The sequence below is a fragment of the Ensifer sp. ENS03 genome (assembly GCF_014852035.1).
Lineage (GTDB): Bacteria > Pseudomonadota > Alphaproteobacteria > Rhizobiales > Rhizobiaceae > Ensifer > Ensifer adhaerens.
This window is the reverse complement of sequence record NZ_JACVAV010000011.1, coordinates 200,451-220,479: the sequence shown is the minus strand read 5'-3', so window position 1 is coordinate 220,479 and position 20,029 is coordinate 200,451. Positions and strand designations below refer to the sequence as shown.

At 61.7% G+C, this 20,029-nt stretch carries 18 protein-coding genes; 9 read left to right on the top strand and 9 right to left on the bottom strand.

The window, feature by feature from the left end; all coding sequences use genetic code 11:
- Window positions 1-411 precede the first annotated feature (411 nt).
- The 9 genes from IB263_RS29380 to IB263_RS29340 all read left to right on the top strand — a co-directional run bounded on the left by IB263_RS29380 (window position 412) and on the right by IB263_RS29340 (window position 10,743).
- Window positions 412-741, top strand: coding sequence for a DUF6522 family protein (locus IB263_RS29380; protein WP_192439366.1), 330 nt, complete (start codon window positions 412-414; stop codon window positions 739-741).
- A 166-nt stretch (window positions 742-907) separates the two neighbouring features.
- Window positions 908-1,615: an iron-sulfur cluster repair di-iron protein gene (ric, locus tag IB263_RS29375; RefSeq protein ID WP_192439365.1), complete on the top strand. Its 708-nt coding sequence runs from the start codon at window positions 908-910 to the stop codon at window positions 1,613-1,615.
- Between the two features lie 495 nt (window positions 1,616-2,110).
- Window positions 2,111-4,270, top strand: coding sequence for a NosR/NirI family protein (locus IB263_RS29370; RefSeq protein WP_192439364.1), 2,160 nt, complete (start codon window positions 2,111-2,113; stop codon window positions 4,268-4,270).
- Window positions 4,271-4,305: 35 nt separating this feature from the next.
- On the top strand, window positions 4,306-6,234 hold the full coding sequence (nosZ, locus tag IB263_RS29365) for a TAT-dependent nitrous-oxide reductase (protein WP_060520860.1): 1,929 nt from the start codon (window positions 4,306-4,308) through the stop codon (window positions 6,232-6,234).
- Window positions 6,235-6,237: 3 nt separating this feature from the next.
- Window positions 6,238-7,566, top strand: coding sequence for a nitrous oxide reductase family maturation protein NosD (locus tag IB263_RS29360; protein ID WP_192439363.1), 1,329 nt, complete (start codon window positions 6,238-6,240; stop codon window positions 7,564-7,566).
- On the top strand, window positions 7,532-8,431 hold the full coding sequence (locus tag IB263_RS29355) for an ABC transporter ATP-binding protein (protein ID WP_060530200.1): 900 nt from the start codon (window positions 7,532-7,534) through the stop codon (window positions 8,429-8,431). Before IB263_RS29360 ends, IB263_RS29355 begins: the two co-directional genes overlap by 35 nt.
- Window positions 8,428-9,249 carry an ABC transporter permease gene (locus tag IB263_RS29350; RefSeq protein WP_192439362.1) on the top strand — a complete coding sequence of 274 codons (822 nt, stop codon included), beginning with the start codon at window positions 8,428-8,430 and terminating at the stop codon, window positions 9,247-9,249. Before IB263_RS29355 ends, IB263_RS29350 begins: the two co-directional genes overlap by 4 nt.
- A complete protein-coding gene (locus IB263_RS29345; RefSeq protein WP_029742711.1) occupies window positions 9,246-9,827 on the top strand; it encodes a nitrous oxide reductase accessory protein NosL in 582 nt (193 codons plus the stop codon). The genes IB263_RS29350 and IB263_RS29345 overlap by 4 nt, the downstream gene beginning before the upstream one ends.
- A gap of 4 nt (window positions 9,828-9,831) precedes the next feature.
- Entirely contained in the window at window positions 9,832-10,743 is a 912-nt protein-coding gene (locus tag IB263_RS29340) for an FAD:protein FMN transferase (RefSeq protein WP_192439361.1), read from the top strand.
- 155 nt (window positions 10,744-10,898) lie between these two features.
- Here the strand turns inward: IB263_RS29340 and IB263_RS29335 are convergent, their stop codons facing one another.
- The 9 genes from IB263_RS29335 to IB263_RS29295 form a co-directional block, all read right to left on the bottom strand.
- The gene (locus IB263_RS29335; RefSeq protein ID WP_226020894.1) at window positions 10,899-11,165 is read right to left on the bottom strand and encodes a helix-turn-helix domain-containing protein; all 267 of its coding nucleotides are present in this window, start codon (window positions 11,163-11,165) and stop codon (window positions 10,899-10,901) included.
- A gap of 78 nt (window positions 11,166-11,243) precedes the next feature.
- The gene (locus tag IB263_RS29330) at window positions 11,244-12,119 is read right to left on the bottom strand and encodes a glycine betaine ABC transporter substrate-binding protein (protein ID WP_060644246.1); all 876 of its coding nucleotides are present in this window, start codon (window positions 12,117-12,119) and stop codon (window positions 11,244-11,246) included.
- Window positions 12,120-12,190: 71 nt separating this feature from the next.
- Window positions 12,191-13,075, bottom strand: a complete 885-nt coding sequence (locus IB263_RS29325; protein WP_029742707.1) for a proline/glycine betaine ABC transporter permease — start codon at window positions 13,073-13,075, stop codon at window positions 12,191-12,193.
- Between the two features lie 22 nt (window positions 13,076-13,097).
- The gene (gene proV / locus IB263_RS29320; protein WP_060520864.1) at window positions 13,098-14,330 is read right to left on the bottom strand and encodes a glycine betaine/L-proline ABC transporter ATP-binding protein ProV; all 1,233 of its coding nucleotides are present in this window, start codon (window positions 14,328-14,330) and stop codon (window positions 13,098-13,100) included.
- A gap of 321 nt (window positions 14,331-14,651) precedes the next feature.
- Window positions 14,652-15,095 carry a PRC-barrel domain-containing protein gene (locus IB263_RS29315; protein WP_210333416.1) on the bottom strand — a complete coding sequence of 148 codons (444 nt, stop codon included), beginning with the start codon at window positions 15,093-15,095 and terminating at the stop codon, window positions 14,652-14,654.
- Window positions 15,096-15,427: 332 nt separating this feature from the next.
- Window positions 15,428-16,315: an aldose 1-epimerase gene (locus tag IB263_RS29310; RefSeq protein ID WP_192439360.1), complete on the bottom strand. Its 888-nt coding sequence runs from the start codon at window positions 16,313-16,315 to the stop codon at window positions 15,428-15,430.
- Window positions 16,316-16,318: 3 nt separating this feature from the next.
- The gene (araH, locus tag IB263_RS29305; protein ID WP_029742703.1) at window positions 16,319-17,269 is read right to left on the bottom strand and encodes an L-arabinose ABC transporter permease AraH; all 951 of its coding nucleotides are present in this window, start codon (window positions 17,267-17,269) and stop codon (window positions 16,319-16,321) included.
- Window positions 17,266-18,780, bottom strand: a complete 1,515-nt coding sequence (gene araG, locus IB263_RS29300) for an L-arabinose ABC transporter ATP-binding protein AraG (RefSeq protein WP_192439359.1) — start codon at window positions 18,778-18,780, stop codon at window positions 17,266-17,268. The genes araH and araG overlap by 4 nt, the downstream gene beginning before the upstream one ends.
- A 175-nt stretch (window positions 18,781-18,955) precedes the next feature.
- Window positions 18,956-19,939 (bottom strand): arabinose ABC transporter substrate-binding protein, encoded by a 984-nt coding sequence (locus IB263_RS29295; RefSeq protein ID WP_029742701.1) that lies wholly within the window; start codon window positions 19,937-19,939, stop codon window positions 18,956-18,958.
- Between the last annotated feature and the right edge of the window lie 90 nt (window positions 19,940-20,029).

The following is a 20,029-nucleotide window of genomic DNA, read 5'->3' as shown; positions in this document are numbered from 1 at the left end:
GGCATCGGCATCCGCTTCGCAACAGAATACTGAAGTCGAGTAGTCAGTAGCCGACGTGCTTGATCCGATGCGATACCGGGATGTCGATGATGGCGAGGAATTTGACGACCGCGTCGAAAGCTTGCGTTAGCGCAACGAGGCCTGACGCCAAACATCTAGCAAGGAGCAGCCGGGTTTCGCGGATCGAGCACATTGGAGGGCTCAAATCATGGTCGAGATGGAACAGAGGGATCTAACGTTATGCGATTGCACGATTGAGGTTGCTGAACTGTTTGCCAGCATCCCGGCTGCTGGCATTGACGACGGCTTTTTGCTCGATCTTCTTAGCGTTCGCCTTGAGGCATCACGGGACCGTCTGACGCGGCCTCATCCGCGCGCGAGGGACGACACGTCATCCGAAAGAAAAGCTCTATGCTGACACTGACAAACCGACGAGTTTTGCGCGTCGAGCGCGACGCCAGTGGCGATTTCTCCGTGCCGGCGGCGACCATGTCGTCGGCGCTGCGTCTGCCCCCGACTGAGCTTAGAAATCGCCTCGACCGGGGAGAAGTCAAGAGCCAGGTTGAGATCGGTCAAGGGGAGCACCTGGGCACATTCCGGTTGACGCTTCGGTGCGGCGGGCGTCTCTGGAATGCAACCGTATCTTCCGATGGTACGGTGATCGATGAAGTCTTCACGTTCGATCGCGAGCGCTTGGTGAACTGGCGCCGTCGCCACGGCACCAGCGGCAAGGGCCCTTAACGGTCATTCAGATCTTCAACGATTGCGATCCTTCCGGAATAAAGTTGCGTTTCGACAAAGAACGATCGGAAGAACTGCCCCAGCTTCTCCCTTGAACAACGATCATGGATCGCCCGCTTTGAAATCGATTGCGGATCATGACCTTTTAGGCGCCAAGGAGAGCACATTGACCGAATACACATTGGACACAGCCGTCGGAGTGATTGCGTGCGAGCTTCCCGGTGCCGCGGAACTCTTCAGACAGCACGGTATCGGATTTTGCTGTGGTGGCGATGTACCGCTTGCGCAAGCGGCCGCGGATGCCGGCATAGAGGCCGCTGATCTGCTCGATCGGCTTCAGGCGTTGGAGCTTGCCGCAAGACGCGAGGCTCCGGATGCTACAGGCGAGCTTATCGCTCATATTCTGGACCGTTATCACCAGACCCACCGCACCGATCTGGAATGGTTGATCCCGCTTGCCCAAAAGGTGGAGCACGTCCACGGTGCTCATCGCTCCGCGCCACTTGGTCTTGCCGACGCGCTGGCCGAGCTCAAGGACCACCTTCTTCCCCACATGGCGCGGGAAGAGCTTGCGCTCTTTCCGATGATGCGCCATGAGCCCGATCCGGACATCCGACATCTGATTGCCGGCATGCGGGACGATCATGCATGCGAGAGCCGGAGCCTCGCCGTGATCGAGCATTTGACGCATGGTTTTACACTTCCGGACGGGGCCTGCAGGTCCTGGACGGCGCTCTATGTCGGAGTTCAAAAATTCTGCGACGATCTCGTTACACATATGCATCTGGAAAACAGCGTTCTGTTTCCGCGGTTCGCTGGCATTGATGCATTTGAGGGTTCCGCTCTCTCGCCAGCAGCGCGTTCCACGGGGTGAGGCCCTGACAGGTCTTTCCGGCATCGCTTTGCCCAACGGGAGGAGGCGGAACTTCACACATCTTTTTGCACGCAATCCGACCCGGCGCTTAGCGCCGGGCACACTTTCACTGTTTTGAGCTGGCGCCGACGTGCCCCCACGAGGCACCGCGGCGATCAATTTGCTCTTCGCGAGCCGAGCTCACAGGGCGGAACTTGTTCGCAAGACGCGCAGTAGTTGTGGGTGGCGGGCTGCCTGCCGTCCCCTGGCAGATATCGCGGGGAGGGCAGGCCACGGGCCGGGCGATCCGACTTCAAAGGTATTGTTCTTGCGCCGGTCGGCCGCCGGCTTGACGCGAAGTCCTTTCCCCAGCTCCACCTGAGCATCAATCCGTGCACGACATGCGACAATCAAGGATTGCAATCAACGAAGCTGTCTTTGTTTGAGCTAGATCAAAGAATGTCCCGCGCCAAAGTTTCAATGCTCCGGCAACGATTTGCGGGAAAACACCCTGGAATGAAACTCTTCCGTCTTGTCCTTCTTCTCTGCCTCAGCCTGTGGGGCGCTGTATCCGCCAGCGCAGCATCGGTGCTTCAGGAGTTTTTGCCGACCACCACAGCCTCCGATCTTGTGCCAGGAGCGGACGGTTTTGGCGCTGTGCGTGATGATGTGGCGGCGGCCCCGGTGCTGAAGGGCGGTCAGACGGTGGCGTGGGTTTTCGTGACCTCGGATTTCGTCGGAACGACCGGCTATTCCGGCAAACCCATCCATACGCTCGTGGCGGTGGACAAGGATGCGAAGATCGTCGGCGTCCGGCTGGTGAAACATTCGGAACCCATCGTCCTCATCGGCATTCCGGACGCCAAGGTGAAGGCGCTTGTAGCCGGCTACGCAGGCCTTGATCTCGTCGCCGAGGCGAAATCCGGCGGTACGACCCACGAGGTAGATATCATCTCGGGCGCGACGGTGACGGTCATGGTCATCGACGATTCGATCGTCCGGTCCGGGCTAAAGGTTGCGCGCGCGCTCGGGCTTGGCGGATTGACACCGGAAGCGGACAATGCCGGCCCGCGCTTCGAAATCGATCCCGCGGCTACCGCGCCGGCCGACTGGGTCGAGGCAGAAGGTGACGGCACGCTGCGCCGCCTGTCGCTCGACGTTGCGCAGGTCAATGCTGCTTTCGCCGGCCATCCCGATGAGCGCGCCCGCGAGCGCGCGATTGCGCAAGCGCCGGAAACGACATTCATCGAGATGCAGGCGGCACTGGTCTCGGTCCCTTCCATCGGCAAGGCCTTTCTCGGGGCAGCCGAAGAGAAAAACCTTCAGGCTTGGCTTGGCGAAGGCGAACACGCGATCGCCGTGGTCGGACGCGGGCTCTATTCCTTCAAGGGATCAGGCTATGTGCGCGGCGGCATCTTTGATCGCATCGTGCTGATCCAGGACGATGTTTCCGTTCGCTTTCGTGATAGCGACCACCGTCGCCTGGGCGCAATCTCGCTTGCCGGTGCGCCGGAATACAACGAGATGGACCTGTTCCGCATTAAAGCAGGCCTCGGCTTCGACCCGACAAAACCTTTCCGCATACAGCTCCTGGCCCAACGTGAGGTTGGACCGGTCGAAAAAGTCTTTCATACCTTCGATCTGGGTTACCAGCTTCCGCAGAAGTATCTGCGTGCTGTCGCGCCACCACCGGTGAAGGACGTTGCAGCCGTTGCTGATCGTGACGAGGAGACTGCACAGTCCGACCTGTGGAAACGCATCTGGGACGACTCGAAGCTGAAGATTGTCGTGCTCGGCGCCATGTTGGTCGTGCTGACGGGCGTGTTCTTCTTCCAGACCTATGCGGTCAGGAACGCGCGAGCGTTCTACATCTTTCGCATCATCTTCCTGACAGTAACGCTGGTCTTTCTTGGCTGGTATGCCAACGCGCAGCTTTCTGTCGTCAATCTGATGGCGCTCTTCGGCAGTCTCGTCAACGGGTTCAGCTGGCAGGCTTTCCTGCTCGATCCGCTCACCTTCATCCTGTGGTTTGCCGTTGCCGCGGCACTCCTGTTCTGGGGACGAGGAGCCTATTGCGGCTGGCTCTGCCCCTTCGGCGCACTGCAGGAGCTGACCAACCAGATCGCACGCAAGCTGCGTATCCCGCAATGGACATTGCCATGGGGCCTGCACGAGCGGCTCTGGCCGATCAAATACATGATCTTCCTCGGCCTTTTCGGGGTCTCTCTGATGAGCGTCGAGCAGGCAGAGCATCTGGCCGAGATCGAGCCATTCAAGACAGCGATCATCCTGAAGTTCATCCGCGCCTGGCCGTTCGTGGCCTATGCCACAGCACTTCTCGTCGCCGGGCTCTTCGTCGAGAGGTTCTATTGCCGCTACCTCTGCCCGCTCGGTGCGGCGCTCGCGATCCCTGCGCGCATACGCATGTTCGACTGGCTCAAGCGCTACCATGAATGCGGCAACCCCTGCCAGACCTGCGCCCACCAATGTCCGGTGCAGGCGATCCACCGGACCGGCGAGATCAATCCGAACGAGTGCATCAACTGCCTGCACTGCCAGGTGCTCTACCAGTCCGAAACCGTCTGCCCCGTCGTGATCAAGAAGATGAAGTCGCGGGCGAAGCTTGCGGCAAGCCCGGGCGGCGTGCCGACCCATCAACCCGCAGCCAAAGTTTAATCGAAGCCAAGGTTCAAGCAAAAAGGAACCAGATCATGGAATCAAAGGAACACAAGGGACTAAGCCGGCGAGCACTTTTCAGCGCGACTGCAGGCAGCGCCATTCTGGCGGGCACTGTAGGGCCGGCCGCACTCAGCCTCGGCGCTGCAGGATTGGCGACACCGGCCCGTGCGGCCACGGGTGCCGACGGCTCGGTCGCACCGGGCAAGCTCGACGATTACTACGGCTTCTGGTCCTCCGGTCAGACCGGCGAGATGCGCATTCTCGGCATTCCCTCGATGCGCGAACTGATGCGCGTGCCGGTGTTCAACCGTTGCTCGGCCACCGGTTGGGGGCAGACCAATGAATCGATCCGGATCCATCAGCGCACGATGACGGAAAAGACGAAGAAGCAGCTTGCCGCCAACGGCAAGAAAATCCACGACAACGGCGACCTGCATCACGTCCATATGTCCTTCACCGACGGTAAATATGACGGTCGCTACCTGTTCATGAACGACAAGGCCAATACGCGCGTGGCGCGCGTGCGCTGCGACGTGATGAAGACCGACGCCATCCTGGAGATCCCCAACGCCAAGGGCATCCACGGCATGCGTCCGCAGAAATGGCCGCGTTCAAACTATGTGTTCTGCAACGGCGAGGACGAGGCCCCGCTCGTCAACGACGGCTCGACGATGACGGACGTGGCGACCTACGTGAACATCTTCACCGCCGTCGATGCCGACAAGTGGGAAGTGGCGTGGCAGGTGAAGGTCTCGGGCAACCTCGACAATTGCGATGCCGACTACGAGGGCAAGTGGGCGTTCTCCACCAGCTACAACTCCGAAATGGGCATGACGCTGGAGGAGATGACCAAGTCCGAGATGGACCATATCGTCGTCTTCAACATCGCCGAAATCGAGAAGGCCATTAAGGCCGGCCAATATGAGGAGATCAACGGCGTCAAGGTGGTGGACGGGCGCAAGGAGGCAAAGTCGCTCTTCACGCGCTACATCCCGATCGCCAACAACCCCCACGGCTGCAACATGGCGCCGGACAGGAAGCATCTGTGCGTTGCCGGCAAGCTTTCGCCAACCGTCACCGTGCTGGACGTGACGAAGTTCGATGCCCTGTTCTACGACAATGCCGAGCCGCGCAGCGCGGTGGTTGCGGAACCGGAACTGGGCCTTGGCCCATTGCACACCGCCTTCGACGGGCGCGGCAACGCCTATACCTCGCTGTTCCTCGACAGCCAGGTGGTAAAGTGGAACATCGATGAGGCCATCCGCGCCTACGCCGGTGAGAAGATCAACCCGATCAAGGACAAGCTCGACGTTCAGTATCAACCCGGCCACTTGAAGACGGTGATGGGCGAAACGCTCGATGCCGCCAACGACTGGCTCGTTTGCCTGTGCAAATTCTCCAAGGACCGGTTCCTGAATGTCGGCCCGCTGAAGCCGGAAAACGATCAGTTGATCGACATTTCCGGTGACAAGATGGTGCTGGTCCATGACGGCCCGACCTTCGCCGAGCCGCATGACGCCATCGCCGTCTCCCCCTCGATCCTGCCGAACATCCGCTCGGTCTGGGATCGCAAGGATCCGCTGTGGGCCGAAACCCGCAAGCAGGCCGAGGCCGATGAGGTCGACATCGACGAATGGACTGAGGCCGTGATCCGCGACGGCAACAAGGTTCGCGTCTACATGACCTCGGTCGCACCCAGCTTCAGCCAGCCGAGCTTTACGGTGAAGGAGGGCGACGAAGTCACGGTCATCGTCACCAATCTCGATGAGATCGATGACCTTACCCATGGCTTCACCATGGGCAATCACGGCGTGGCGATGGAGGTCGGCCCGCAACAGACGAGCTCCGTTACCTTCGTTGCGGCCAATCCTGGCGTCTACTGGTACTATTGCCAATGGTTCTGTCATGCCCTGCACATGGAAATGCGCGGCCGCATGTTCGTGGAACCGAAGGGCGCCTGATCGATGCGGCTGTCCGTTCTCCTGATCGGCTTTCTTCTCGCCTCTCCGCTCTTAGCGGCGGAGCGCGCAGTCGTGCCGGATGCGGGCAGTCTTGCCGCAGCCATCGCCGGGGCCCAACCCGGCGATGTGCTGGTGTTGACCGACGGGGCCTATGACGGCCCCGTCACCATCGACCGACCACTGACCATCACCGGTCCGCGTGGAGCGGTGGTGAATGGGCTTAAGCAGGGTAGCGTGGTGACGATTGCCGCGTCGGACGTCACCTTGACGGGGTTCACCGTCACCGGTTCGGGTCGCATCAACCAGGATCTCGACGCCGGGGTCAAAATCGTTCAAGGCGCCGATCGCGCCCGTGTCGAAAAGCTGCTCGTCACCGACAACATGCACGGCATCGACGTCCATGGCGGCCGCGACACGATTGTCTCCGGAAACGAGATCATCGGCACGCGCAGCGCCCGCATGAACGAGCGCGGTAACGGCATCTATGTCTGGAACAGCCCCGGTACGCTGCTTCAAGACAATATTATCCGCTACGGTCGCGACGGCATCTTTTCGAACGCCAGCGCCGACAGCATCTATCGCCGCAACATCATGCGCGACCTGCGCTTTGCCGTGCACTTCATGTACACCCGCAACACCGAGGTTTCCGACAACATCTCGATCGGAAACCATCTGGGCTTTGCGATCATGTTCTCCAACCGCGCGAAGATCCTGAACAATCTCAGCCTCGGCGACCGCGAGCATGGGCTGATGCTGAACTATGCCAACAATGCCGACGTGTCAGGCAATCTGGTGCGCGGGGGCACGAAGAAATGCCTGTTCATCTACAACGCCCACAAGAATCTGGTCTGGGGAAATCGCTTCGAGAGCTGCGGCATTGGCATACATTTCACCGCCGGTTCGGAAAAGAATGTGCTGACAGGCAACGCCTTCATCGCCAACCGCGAGCAGGTCAAATACGTCGGCACCCGCAATATGGAATGGAGCCATGAAGGCCGGGGCAATTTCTGGTCCGATCATCCGGCCTTCGACCTCAACGGCGACGGCGTTGCCGACAGTTTCTACCGCCCCAACGACCTGATGGACCAGATCCTCTGGTCGCAGCCCGCGGCAAGCCTGCTCACCGGCTCGCCGGCCGTGCAGATCGTTCGCTGGAGCCAGCGGGATTTTCCCGCCACGCTGCCTGGAGGCGTGCGCGACAGCGCGCCGCTGATGCGCCCCCTGACCATCCCTGTCCCGCTCGAAATCCTTGCCTATGAGGCCGAGGCCGCAGGGCGCTGGACTGAAGGAAATTACGATGACACCGACGCTGACAATCTCCAGGCTCACTAAGCGTTTCCAATCGGTGGAAGCGCTCAAGTCCGTGTCCCTTGCGCTGGAGCCGGGACGGCGCGCGGCACTGCTCGGCCATAACGGTGCGGGCAAGTCGACGATGATGAAGATCGTGCTTGGCCTCATCCCCTTCGACAGCGGCGAGGTTTCGGTTTGCGGCTCGGCGCCCGGTTCGCCCGCCGCGCGGACCCAGGTGGCGTATCTGCCGGAAAATGTCGCCTTTCACCCGGCTTTGACGGGAGAAGAACAGCTTCGCCACTATCTCGCACTGCGTGGCGAAAACCCGAAGCAGGCCACAGAGCTTCTTGCGAGGGTCGGACTTGGCCATGCGGCGCGGCGTCGGATCGGTACCTATTCCAAGGGCATGCGCCAGCGGGTGGGTCTGGCCCAGACGCTGATCGGCCGCCCCCGTCTCCTGGTGCTGGACGAACCGACCTCGGGCCTCGACCCGGTGTCGCGACGGGACTTCTATGACCTGCTCGACGGGTTGGCCGCAGAAGGAACCGCCATCCTGCTCTCCTCCCACGTGTTGACCGAGGTGGAGGCCCGCACCGACAGCATCCTCATCCTTTCCGGTGGGGAACTGGTGGCAGAAGGTACGCTTGCCGATCTTCGCACCCGCGCGGCACTTCCGGTCGCCTTTTCCGTTCGCCCCGCACCGGGCCATGCGCCGGCGCTGGCAGCGACCTTTCCCGAGGGGGTGGAAGGGGAGGACGGTCTCTTGCGCCTTCGCGGGTCGCAGTCGGAAAAACTGCCGCTCCTTGCCCGCATTGCGGCGCTTGGGAGCGCCATTGCCGATCTCGATGTCATCCCGCCCAGCCTCGAGGACATCTACAGCCACTTCAGCCGGAGGGACGGGCAATGAGCCGCATCCTTGCCACCGCCGTCAGCGAATTCCGTATCGCTTTGCGCAATCGTTGGGTCTCTATCGCCACCGGCATGATGGTGCTGTTCGCCCTGGTGCTGGCCGCCGCCGGCTCTGCCCCGACGGGCGATGTCGGCGTCGACCGGCTCTCCGTAACGGTCGCCTCGCTCACTTCGCTTGCGGTCTATCTGGTTCCGCTTTTGGCATTGCTGATGAGTTTCGATGCGGTGGCTGGCGAAGTGGAACGCGGCACGCTGCCACTGCTTCTCACCTATCCCGTCTCACGCCTGCAGATTCTGCTCGGCAAACTGCTGGCGCATCTCGCAATCCTCGGTCTTGCCGTGACGCTTGGCTACGGCGCGGCGGCGCTCGCAGCCGTCTGGTTCGATCCTGGAGCAACCGCAGGGCTTGGCGCCCTATGGCGGCTGATCTGGTCCTCTGTGCTGCTGGGTGCGACCTTTCTTGGCACCGGCTATGCGCTTTCGGCTTTGGCGCGACGGCCGTCGGGGGCGGCGGGCTTGGCCATCGCGCTCTGGCTGGTGGCGGTGGTGCTCTACGACCTCGCCCTGTTGGCGTTAATCGTGACGGATGGAGGCGGTGCCTTCACCACACACGCATTGCCCGTTGCGCTGCTTGCCAACCCTGCCGACGCCTTTCGCATCTTTAACCTCTCGGCCGCACAGGCCGTTTCTGCCGCAGGCGGACTGGGTGGCGCCGCCGGCACGATCCCGCTCTGGCAATCGGCAGCCTCCCTTCTCGCCTGGCCACTCGCCGCCATAGCCCTTGCCGCCGCAGCCTTCCGAAAGGTGACCCCATGAGGACCCGACTTCGCTTCGTGCTCGTCGCGGCCGCTCTGGCGCTGCTCTCCGCCTGCAAGGAGGACGTCGCCCAAAGCATCGTGCCGCAGGACATGACGCCCGAGACCCTCGGTCATTACTGCCAGATGAACCTTCTGGAGCACCCCGGCCCGAAGGCCCAGATCTTTCTGGAAGGAAGCCCCGCGCCGCTCTTCTTCAGTCAGGTGCGCGATGCGATCGCCTATGCGCGTGGGCCGGAGCAGATTGCGCCGATCCTCGTCATCTATGTCAATGACATGGGGGCTGCGGGGGCAACGTGGGACCAGCCCGGTGACGGCAACTGGATCGCCGCCGACAAGGCGTTCTACGTGGTCGGCTCTGCCCGGCGAGGCGGCATGGGTGCGCCCGAAGCCGTGCCGTTTTCAAGCCGCGACGAGGCTGCGGCCTTCGTTCTTGCCGAGGGCGGCCAGGTGCTTGCGCTCGCCGATATTACCGATGCCATGGTTTTGACGCCGGTGGAGACCGGCTCGGAACCGCGAGCGGACGACGAAGACTATCTCGGCCGTCTGCGCGCATTGCCCCATCCAGCCGGAGGTTGACCCCATGCTGCTGACCCGACGCCGCTTGATTGCAATTTCTGCAGTTCTCGCAACGGCGCCCGCCATCGCCCACGCCAACGCGGCAACCCGCTTCTGGACAGGTCAGGCTCTTGGCGCGCGTGCCTCGATCCGCATTGCGCACCCCGAGGCCGGGACGATCGTCTCCAGGGTCATGGCGGAGATCGACCGTCTGGAAAACATCCTTAGCCTCTACCGTGCCAACAGCGCGCTTTGCCGGTTGAACCGCGACGGTCATCTTCAAGACCCGCCATTCGAGCTTTTGGAATGTCTGTCACTGGCCGACGCAGTCCACCTGGCTAGCGGCGGGCGCTTCGATCCGACGGTACAGCCGCTCTGGACGCTCTGGGCTCAATCGGCTGCAAACGGCACGCGACCCGGCCCGGCGGACGTTGATCGCGTGCGTGGCAACGTCGGCTGGGGCAAGGTCAAGCTCGATGCAGCAGCGATCACGTTGCATCCGGGCATGGCGCTGACGTTGAACGGCATCGGCCAGGGGTATGTCGCCGACCGCGTAGCAGCAATGCTTGAAGCTGAGGGACTGACGGACATTCTGATCGATACCGGCGAGTTCCGTGCGCTCGGGGGACGACCGGGCGGCGGCGGATGGCCCGTCCGGCTGGAAACAGGCGAGCGCCTGCCGCTGCGCCAGCGGGCGGTCGCCACCTCCGCCCCTCTCGGCACGACCTTCGATCAAGCAGCCAGAGACGGACATATTCTCGACCCCCTGACCGGAATGCCCGCGCCAGCAAACTGGCGCTCTGTCTCGGTGTCGGCATCATCCGCTGCCATCGCCGACGCGCTGGCGACGGCTGCATGCCTGATGCCTGATGCCGGATCGATCGTTGCGATGAACGCGCGTTTTGACGGCGTCCGCCTGGAAGCCGCCTCCGTTTAAGGTGGGCGACCAAGGAACGTCATCGGGGGCTTGAGAAGGGTCGGATCCGTCTCGGCCCCGATCGGCGAAAGGTAGGCGGCTGCGACCGCAGCGACGATCGCCTGTGATGGTGTTGGTGTTCTTCCTGAGCGCGCCGAAGGGGCAGTGCTTGCGGACTACCTCGCCTCCACTGGTCCTGTTCCGCGCCCATCGAGAAGCCAGGCAATGTTGACCTGCAGGATGCCGGCCATCATGTCGAGGCGGTTGGCCCTCGGTTCTGCGCGGTCATTTTCCCAGCTGATCCAGGTCTCTTCGGTAACACCCGCGATTGCGGATATCTCTTCGATCGAAAGCTTGATGGCATCGCGGGCAAGCGAAATGCGGCCACCGATCGTGTCGTCGGTGGCGTCGGCCGTGGCGCGGGGTGCAAGCATGTCGTTCATGATGTCGATGATCCTTCTGTCGGGAGGTACGCCCGCAACGAGATCGCGGGCGTCGGTTGTGGACGCGAGTGGCAGAGCTTAGCCACCGTCCTTGGCGAGCCAGGCTTTGATCTGGTCGGGATGATCCGCGATGTACTGGTCGACAGCCTTTTCGTAGGAGGTCTGCTGGGCGTTAAACATCGCGGCTTCAAGATCGGCGATCGGCAGCTTCATGCGCGACAGCAGGCCTGAGACTTCGGGGTTGTCTTTTTCGATGTCCTTGCGTGCCAGCACGTCCACACGTTCGGCCTTGCCGAGCGCGTTCTTCGGATCCGCTATATAGCGAAGCTCGTACTTGCCGAACATCCAATGCGGGCTCCAGGCCGTGGCGACAAACCAATCCTTCTTGCGCATCGCGCGGTCAATGGTCGTCAGCATGCCGGCCTCACTGGAGATCTGCAGCTTGTATCCGTCGAGCGCGTAGTTCTTGACTGCCTGCTCGGACAGACGCGTAAGGCCCGCGCCGGGATCGATGCCCTCGATCCTGCCCTTGAGCTTCTCCTTCACATCGTCCTTCTTGAGGTCGTCGATCGAGGCGATTGCGTCTTCGGGAATGTATTTCGGAACCACCCAGCCGAGCCTGGCGCCGTCGTAAACGGTCCCGAGGGTCGTTACCTTGCCCTTCACCTTGGCGAAGTAGTCGGCGTGGGTTTCCGGCAGCCAAGCCATCATCATGGCATCGAGGTCGCCGCGGCTGACACCCTGGTAAAGCGGAGCGATGTCCGTTTGGACCAGTTCGACCTCCTGGCCGAGCTCGTCCTTGATCAGTTTTGCGGCGAGCTTGGTGACGAACTCGGCGTCCGACCAGGCGGCCCAACCGATCCTGACGGGTGGCTTTTCCTCTGCGGCAGCCGCGCCAAACGTACCGGCGGCAATGCTGGCCGCAAGGCTGATGGTCGCAAGGGTCTTGAACATGGATGTTCCTTTCTTGAACGTTTGCAAGCGGCAGCACGAACGCTGCCAGATGGATGGGAAAGTCCGCAGCGTCAGGCAGTGACGGGGGAGGTCCGGGGTTGTTCCTGTCGCCGGCGGAACAGGACGCGCCACGGGCTGGCGCGCTCCTTGCCGAAGCTCTGGGTGATCCGGTCGAGAATGACGGCGAGAATGACGACAGCGAGACCGCCTTCGAAACCGGTTCCGACGTCGAGACGCTGGATGCCGGTCAGGACCGTGTTGCCGATGCCGCCCGCACCGATCATCGAGGCGATCACCACCATGGAGAGAGAAAGCATGATCGTCTGGTTGATGCCGGCCATGATCGAAGGCATGGCGTTCGGCAGTTGCACCTTCACGAGCAGCTGCCAGGCGGTGCAGCCGAAGGCGTTGCCGGCCTCGATGAACTCCACATGCACCTGACGGATGCCGAGATTGGTGAGCCGCACGACCGGCGGCATCGAGAAGATCACCGTAGCGATCGTCCCGGGCACGGCGCCAAGGCCGAAGAACATCGCCGCCGGGATGAGGTAGACGAAGGCCGGCATGGTTTGCATGAGGTCCAGCATGGGTCGCACGGATGCCGCGACGCGATCGCTGCGCGCCATGGCGATGCCAAGCGGCAGGCCGATGAGCATGGCAACGAGCGTCGATGCGATGACGAGCGACAGGGTTTCCATCATCGCGGACCAAAGGCCCATGTGTTCGACCAGCATCAGTGAAAGGGCGGTAAAGACCGCAAAGCCGAAGCCGACGCGCCATAGCGACAAAAGCACGAAGATCGCGAGCCCGAGGGCCAAGGGGGCGGCGAGAAGTGCCGCCTGGATGCTGTTGGTCACGGTGCCGATGGCGGCAGCGATCAGATCGAGCAGCGGTGCGAAATTGTCGAGGATGTAGTTGACGGCGCTGTCGACGCCGTCACCGATATCGAAAGTCATGAATTGTCTCCGAAGGACTGGATCAGGCGGTGCGATCGAGCGTTTCGAGTAGCGCGGATTTGCTGATCGAGCCGAGGTAGCGGTTGGCTTCGTCGATGACAGGCATTGGGAACGCGCTTGCAGCCACCTTCCCAAGCACGTTGGACAAGCTTTCCGACGCCGGGATCGGCTCGATATCCGGCAGGAAGGCGCGCCGATAGGGGTCGGCGGCGCCGTCGCGGGCGGTTGCGATCAACGAAGACCGGCTGATCATGCCGTGATAGGTCTTGTCGCGGCCGAGAATGATGGCGACCTCGCGATCGTAGTGTTCCATGCGCTCAAGTGCAGCTGCGGCCGAAACACCCTGTCGCTCGATGATCGTTACCTGCGTCTTGCGGGCCACGTCGCCGGCGCGGAAGACCTGAGAGACATCGACATTGCGGAAGAACGACCGCACATAGTCGTTGGCGGGCTTCAATACGATTTCGTCCGGGGTGCCCACCTGCACGACCTCACCATTTTGCATGATGCAGATGCGGTCGCCGATCCGCATGGCTTCGTCGAGATCATGGCTGACAAACACGATGGTCCGACTGTGTTCGGCCTGAAGGCGGACAAGTTCGTCCTGCATCTCGGTGCGGATCAGCGGGTCAAGGGCAGAGAAGGCTTCGTCCATGAGGAGCACGGAGGGCTCGGCGGCGAGCGCTCGCGCAAGGCCGACGCGCTGCTTCATGCCACCGGAGAGCTGGTCGGGGCGGCTGTCGTCGTATCCTTCCAGCCCGACAGCGTGCAGAGCCGTTCGGGCGCGGGCCTTGCGCTCGGCCTCGCCGACGCCAGCGACCTCGAGGCCGAAGGCCGCGTTGTCGATAACGCTGCGGTTCGGCAGCAGCGCGAAGGACTGAAAGACCATGCTTATGTCGCGGCGGCGCAAGGCGATCAGTTCGCTGCGCGGCAAGCGTGCTACGTCTTTGCCATCGATCTCGATGGAACCGGAGGTCGGTTCGATCAGGCGGTTGAGGAGGCGCAGCATCGTCGACTTGCCGGAACCCGAAAGCCCCATGATCACGAAGATCTCGCCGGCCCGAATGTCGAAGGTCGCGTTGTTGACGCCGATGGTGCAACCCGTCTCGGCGTGGATCTGCGCCTTCGTGCTGCCGGCTTTAAGAAGGCTCAGCGCCTCGTCCGGCCGCTCGCCAAAAACCTTGAAAACGTTCTTGATACTGATCTTGACCGGTTGCTCGTCGGCCGAGCGGTCGCTCTCAGTTTGAAATGCCATATGTTCTGGGCCCGGCTCCGGAAGCGGGGCACTCTCCTTTGTGTTTGAAAGGCTGATGAAACGATCAGCGAAACGGAGAAGCGCACGACCAGAAAGGCCTGCGCAAATACGACATCATGTCGCAATCCGATTGTCTTTTGGCACGCTCGTGCAGAAATGTCCACATTGTGAGAATAGAAAACTAAGTCATGGCGGTATTTGTCGCAGAAAATGGAATGCTTTCGCGCATTCTGAATGCGGTTATTCGGTGGCGGATGTGCAGGCGCCCGAAGACGAAAACGCGTTCGCCGGAGAAGCGAACGCGCGCGGCAGGGCCGGTCACTATTTCTTCAGCTTGCCGTAATCGAATTTTGGTGCCTTGGAGAGGTCATCCTTGTTGGTGTCGACATAGGCCTTCCAAGTGCCGTTGTCGTTGGCAAGTGCAATTGACGCCGGGTCGATGACGACATAGCTCTCGCCCACGCCGAGGAAACCGCCGACGCTTGCGACGATGCCGATGACGGACTTGCCGTCGCCGATGACGACGTCGGAAATCTCGCCGATCGTCTCGTTCTGCTTGTTGTAGATATCGACGCCGATGAGCTGTGAATTGACGATATCGGTGTCTTTAATTTCCACATATTTCAGCGGCATCGTTGCGGTGGTGCCCATCGTGATGCCAGGGCCGACCAGCATCGCATCTGCGCCGTTTGCTGCGGGTTCTTGCGCGAAGGCAGCGCTGGAAACGAGGGCAAGGGAAAGCGCGGCGGCGGTCACATAATTCATGCATATCTCCTGTTCAGTCTCGCCACCGACCGGGGCGGTCGTGGCGGCTTCTAAACGGAGCCTGCTCAAAAAAGTTCCACGGAATCATTGGTATAAGCAATCTCGCGAAGTCTTCGATCTTTTCGCCTTCGTCCCCTATCCCTGCACAATCTCTACCGGAGACCCGCGACCGGGCGGTCGATCGCAGCTATCCCGCCTGTGGCGCGCTGGCACCGGCTGTTCGCACAGGCGCGAGGACCCCGCGGTAGCAACCAATAATTTTCACTTGAAGCAATTTCACCCAGGGTTACTTGTAAACGATTGCTGGATGCGAAACCGCTCTTTGCGAACTGTTACCCGCTCGCCAGTTCCTCGACGCTGAGCGCGATCGTTCCGGTCACAGTCTGGAGAGGCTGCAGGCGGACGAGGCCGCCGTCGCGTTGATCGCGGTGCGCGTTCGGCCGATGGCTCATCGGCTCGAAGCAAAAGAAGCTGCTTGTCGCCGACGGCGAGTAGAGAACGAAGAACCGAAAATGCCCATCGGCCTCGAGCGAAGCGGCAAGCCCCGTTTCCGGCCATTCGATGCGGGCTCGTCCATCCCAGCCGTCGAAGGCATTGTTCAGCCAGGTCGGGGGCAAGGGGGAACCGGATGCAAAGTTCATGTTCTGAGGGATGGGGTCGGGGCGGTCTGGCAGATGACCTTCCCGTTCGCTCCAATATCGGTCGGCACGGGCAATGAGGCGCGTTTCAGGCGTGCGCGGAAAGAATGGATGGAAGCCCAGTCCGTATGGCAGGGCCTGGTCGGCGCGGTTGGTGATGGAGAGCGAGAGGATCAGGCGCGGTCCGTCGATGGCGATCGTCTCTATCGCTTCATAGGCAAAGGGTGTGGCAACGCTTGCCTGCTGGTCCAAGCGAAGGGTGAGCGATTGCCGATCGCGCTGCAGGATCGACCAACGTCCAAGCCAGCCGTCTCCGTGCAAAACGAGCGGATCGGTCGTGTTTGCTTCCAGCCTGTAGTCGCGACCGTCAAATTGGAAGCCATTGGCCTCAATGCGGTTGCCAAAGGGCACCAGCGGAAAGCAGGCCTCGGCGCCGAACACTTGCGAGGCAAGCCCCGGTGCCGACGTCGGCGCCAGTAAATGAATACCGCGCCAGCGGGCCGACAGGATCGCGCCGCCAAGCGGGCTCACCTCGACAGTGAGCCCTTCTTCGTTTTCGAGGAGGACGATGTCTTCCGTCATGCCCTAACTGCGACGACCGGCGGCGGCCGAGCGCAGATTGTCGAGCAGCACCGCGAGCAGAAGGATCAGACCGCGCACGACATACTGGTAGAAGGCCTGGATGTTGAGCAGGTTCATGACGTTTTCGGCAATGCCCATGATGAGAACACCGACGATCACGCCGGTCATCGCCGCCCGGCCGCCGGCAAGCGAGACGCCGCCGAGCACACAGGCAGAAATGACCGAGAGTTCGAGACCGGTTGCCGCATTCGGCTGGCCTGACGTGATGCGCGAGGCGAGCAGCACGCCGGCAACAGCGCAGACGAGGCCCTGCAGTGCGAAGATCCATATGCGCATGTTGGAGACATTGACGCCGGCGAGGCGTGAGGCTTCCGGGTTGCCGCCGATCGCGAGCGTGTTCTTGCCGAAGACAGTGCGGTTCAGCACGAAACCGAAGACGAGGAAGAAGCAACCCATCACCCAGATTGGCGTAGGGATGCCCAGGAACTTCGACAGTGCCAACTGATAGAAGCTCGGGTCGTTGATGCCGACGGCGCGACCGTCAGACGCAATCAGCGCGAAACCGCGCACGATCTGCATGGTGGCAAGCGTCGTGATCAGCGCGTTGATGCGGAAATGCGCAATCACCACGCCGTTGACGAGGCCGACGAAGCCGCCGCACAGGAGTGCCGCAATCAGGCCGACGAGGATCGAGCCGGAGGCGTTCGATGCCATGACGGCGGCCATGCCCGAGAAGGCGACGGTCGAGCCGACCGAGAGGTCGAAGTCACGCGAGGCCAGGCAGAACATCATCGTGCAGGCGACGATGCCGATGGTGACGACCGACTGCAGCAGGCCGAGCATGTTGCGCTCAGTCAGAAAGTTCGGAACCGTCAGCGCCACGATGGCGAAGGCGACGGCGAAGATGACGACCAGACCCTGTTCGCCGAGAAGAAGTTTTTTCAAGGAAGTCATGACGGCTGAACCTGCTCGGTTGGAACATCGGGAAGGGCGGCGGCGAGGATGCGTCGTTCGTCGAAATCGGTGCGCGCGAAATCGGCGGCGATCCGGCCCTGGCACATGACGAGGATACGGTCGGTAATGCCCATCACCTCGGGCAATTCGCTGGAGATGACGACGATCGCCATGCCCTGACCGGCGAGTTCGTAGAGGATTTCATAGATCTCCGACTTGGCGCCGACATCGATGCCGCGCGTCGGCTCATCGATGATCAGCACCTTCACGCCCTGTTCGGAGAGCCAGCGGCCAAGGATGACCTTCTGCTGGTTGCCGCCGGAGAGATTGATGATGTCCTGCTTGCGGGACGGCGTGCGCACCCGAAGTTTGGCGATGAAGCGGTCCGCCAGTTCCGCTTCCTTCTTGCGGTTCAGGATGCCGAAGGGCGAAAAGTGCCGGCGCGACGAAATCGCCATATTTTCTTCGATGCTGCGCCCCTGAACGATGCCGTCGAACTTACGGTCCTCTGGGCACAGGACCATGCCGGCGCGGATCGATTGTGGCGGGTTGTCGGCCGGCACGATCGCGCCGTCGATCGTCACGGTTCCCTGGTGGCGTCTGTCTGCGCCATAGACCAGCCGGGTCATCTCGCTGCGGCCAGCGCCGATCAGGCCGAAAAAGCCAAGGATCTCGCCGCGCCGGACCGAGAAGCTCAAGGGTGTCTTCAGCTTCGGACCGCAGATCGCGTCGACGCGCAGACGTTCCGCGCCGAGATCGCGGCGCCGCCAGCCCCAGATGTTTGAGATCTCGCGTCCGACCATCTCGGCGATGATCTGGTCGCGCGTGACCTTGGAAATGTCAGGATGATGGGCGGCGAGCTTGCCGTCGCGCAGCACAGTCAGGCTGTCGCAAAGCCGGAAGATCTCGTCGAGCCGGTGGGAGACATAGAGGATCACGGTGCCATTCGAGCGCAAGCGTTCGATCAGGGCAAAGAGGATTTCGCTTTCGCGGGACGACAGCGACGAGGTCGGCTCGTCGAGCGCGATGACGCGCGCATCAAGCATGACGGCCTTGGCGATCTCGACCATCTGGCGCTCGCCGATCGAGAGCGAGGCGATCTTGGCGGACGGATCGACGTCAATGCCGATTTCCGCAAGCTTCTCGCCGACGACGCGAAGCAACTGGCGCCGATCGATTACCCCGCCCTTGCCGGGGAAGTGGCCGAGCCAGAGGTTTTCGGCGACCGTCAGTTCCGGAACGAGCTGCAGTTCCTGGTGGATGACGATGACACCGGCGCGAAACGCATCGCGCACGGAGCGATAGCCTTGTGCTTCGCCTTCAATACGGATCTCTCCGTTATCGGCAGACTGGTCGCCCGAGAGCAGGCGGATAAGCGTCGACTTGCCCGCGCCGTTCTCGCCCATGAGGCCATGGACGGCGCCCTTGCGCACAGAAAACGAGACGTCCGACAGCGCCTGGACGCCGGGATAGCCCTTGGAGATCGATTGGAATTCGAGGAAGTCGTGCATATGCGGCTCCGATACGGAACGCCAGGCAGCCGAGCCGCCGGGCCGATAGAGCGGGATGAGGAAAGTGTGCGCGGTTTTCCGCCCGCATCCCGCTCTAAACTACCAGAATCGATCACGTTGATTGTTTGGGGTCGCTCCGACCCAAACAATCGTGATCTCGTGTCGCAACCAGCGATTACTCGATGCCGAGATCCTTGCGTACGGCCTCGTAGTTGTCGCGCAGCGCAAGCTGGCCGGCGGTCAGGGTCAGCTTTTCCGGTTCCTTGCCGTTGGCGATCCACTCATACATGTTGAGTGCGGTCTCGTAGCCGTGGCGCTTCGGCGAGATGATGACGGTGCCGAAGAAGCCGGTCGCTGCAGGCTTCTTGAACTCGTTGATCGCCGAGTCCGCGCCGCCAATGCCGACGCCGATCATGCTGTCGGGAGCAATGCCGACCGTCTCGGTCGCGCGCACGGCGCCGAGTACCGCTTCGTCATTGAGGCCGATCGCAACCCACTTCTTGATGCCGGCGTTCTTATTGAGCACGATCGTCGAGGCGTTAAGTGCTGCCTCCGTATCGGTCTTGGCCTGCGGCGCGTCGAAGATGTTGGCTTCCGGGAAGCCGTTGGCCTTGAGAACTGAAAGTGCGCCCTCAACGCGGTCGACCGCCGTCGGGAGCTGGTCGTAGGAAACGCGGATCGCGCCGACGTCCTTCATGTCCCAGCCACGCTTCTTGATTTCGTCGACCAGGGCTTGACCAACAGCTTCGCCGATTTTCGTCGCCGAAATGCCCATGTGGGGCACGTCTTCGATCGGGCTGCCGTCGGCGTTGACCAAACGGTCGTCGACCGTCATCAACTTGAGGTCGTTGGCGGCCGCTTTCGCGACGATGCCGGGGCCGAGCTTGACGTCAGGGGTGCAGACGATGAAGCCCTGCGCGCCCTGGGCGCCGAGATTGTCGATTGCCGACTGAACCTTCTCGCCGTCTTCCGCACCGATCTTGACCAGCGTGAAGCCCTTTTCCTTAGCGGCGACGTCGGCGAACTTCCATTCGTCCTGGAACCACGGCTCTTCCGGCTGCTTGACGATGAAGCCGATTTTGACGTCGGCAGCGAACGCCGAGGTTGCCGCAAACACGGCGACGGTACCAGCCAGAATGGCTGCCTTGATAAAGCGCATGATGTCTCTCCCTGGTGAACTGCCTCCTGCAGTGAGCATTTGTGTATGATGAATCATCATATTCGTCAATTGCCTTTGTATGATGAATGA